This window comes from Frankia sp. CoWAU3, assembly GCF_977971855.1.
In genome coordinates this window covers 32,590-34,545 of sequence record NZ_CDWWXB010000014.1, presented here as the reverse complement: position 1 = coordinate 34,545, position 1,956 = coordinate 32,590, and the positions used below count along the sequence as shown (strand labels likewise).

The window sequence follows — 1,956 nt, the reverse complement described above, 5'->3', positions numbered from 1 at the left end:
CCGTCGTCATCGTCGTCTTCGCCCTCGCCCTCATCCGGGCCCGGACCGGACGCATCCGGGTGGACCTGCTGTTCCTGCTCTGGCCCACCTGGGCGCTGTTTGGCCTGATGACCCTGCAGTCCGCGAAGAACTTCGACAGGTACTTCCACGTCAGCGGGATCTCCGGCCGCTACCTGTACGCGGGCCTGGCGTCGCTGGCGATCGGGGTCGGGATGGGTGCGGCGGCGACCGGCCGTCATCTCTCCCGGATCATGCCGCTGCTCTTCCTGGCCGGCGCGACCACCCTGCAGGCCTGGGCGATCTCGATGGTGTTTCCGCACTTCTGGCGACCCACGGGCGGCGACCTCAGCGACGCGTGGGACGCGATGGCGGCGTGGGCCCCATGGTCGCAGGGCGCCCTGACGTGGCTTGCCGGCGCGGTGTGCGTCCTCGCCGTGGCAGCCCTGGCCTGCTGCATCGGGGTCCTTGTCACCGGCGGTCCGGCCACCCGCTCCGTCGGCGGGGCCCCCGCTCAGCCTCCGCCCTCGTCCAGGGGACGGTCGCCATCGACGGGACAGCGGCCGGCTCCACCCCTCGCGCCGTATCCGTCGCACCTGCCGCCGGAACGGCCGCGGACCGCCGGCGCGCCGGATGCCACCACCGGCTCGAAGGCGGTCACCGGCTCGAGCCCGGCGGCCGGCACGGGCCCGGAGCCCACCGGCCAGGGCCCCTCCGCCGCGGGGCATCCGCGCTCCCCCTGATCCGGCATCGCCGACAAGGAACCGGAAACCATCCGACCATCGTGCATGTTCTCTCACGGAGAGTAACACTGAATCCTGGGCCTCGGACAAGGCGCAACCGGCCACGGCGGCGCTGCGCATCGGGGCTCGGGGGCCTCGGATGGTGATTCCGAGGCGCATAGGATCCGCGATGTCAACCATCTCGGTTCGGGAGGGGTCTTGCGCCGCAAGCGGGAGACGGGCAACGCGGGGACGGTGGCGCCCCCGTCCGCATCGCCCGCTCGACCCGACCCCGCCTCCGAAGCGAACCCCGTGGGACCCGAGACGCCCTCCGGACCCGCCGCCCGGTCGGGACGGGGGACATCCTCGGCGCCGGACTTCGGCCCGGTGGGCGGCAGCGGTCTGACGGGGCCGTCCATCGAGCCCCTCGACAGCGGCGACCCGACCGAACTGGGCCAGTTCACGCTGCTGGGACGCCTCGGTGAGGGCGGGATGGGGACCGTCTTCCTCGGGCGGGGCAGGCCGGACGTTGCCGAGCACGCCGGCCGGCTCGTCGCGGTCAAGGTCATTCGGCCCGACCTGGCCCGGGTGCCCGAGTTCCGGGCCCGGTTCCGCCGGGAGGCCGACATCGCGCGCCGGGTCGCCCGCTTCTGCACCGCCGAGGTACTCGGCGTCGTCGATCCGCCGGACGGGCGGCCCTACCTCGTCACCGAGTACATCGACGGCCTCACCCTCGCCCAGACGGTGGCCGCGGACGGCCCGCTGCGGTCGGCCGACCTGGAGCGCGTCGCGGTCAGCGTGGCCGCGGCGCTGACCGCCATCCACGGCGCCGGCCTCGTACACCGTGATCTCAAGCCGTCCAACGTGCTGCTCTCGGCCTTGGGTCCCCGCGTCATCGACTTCGGCATCGCCCGGGCGCTGGACGCCCCGACGATGATCAGCCAGGAGATCCAGCGGATCGGTACACCGGCGTTCATGGCCCCGGAGCAGGCCAACGGCGAGCCGGTGACGGCGGCGGCGGACGTCTTCGCGTGGGGTGGCCTGGTGACCTATGCGGGCACCGGTTCCTTCCCCTTCGGGGACGGGCCGACGCCGGTGCAGCTCTACCGCGTCGTACACCGCGAACCACTGCTCGACGGTCTCGCTCCAGCCCTGCGGCCGATCGTCGAAGAGGCCATGCGCAAGGACCCGGCCACCCGGCCGAGTGCCCAGGAGCTGTTCCTGCGTCTGGTCGGAA

1 protein-coding gene and 1 pseudogene are annotated in these 1,956 nt (G+C 73.1%); both read left to right on the top strand.

The genetic code is table 11. The features are described 5' to 3' along the window. Nucleotides 1–740, top strand: a pseudogene (locus AC08ON_RS03135) (hypothetical protein); the annotation flags it as partial. A 471-nt stretch (nt 741–1,211) separates the two neighbouring features. Then, on the top strand, nt 1,212–1,956 hold a 745-nt coding region (locus tag AC08ON_RS03130), incomplete at its 3' end, for a serine/threonine-protein kinase (RefSeq protein WP_476616415.1).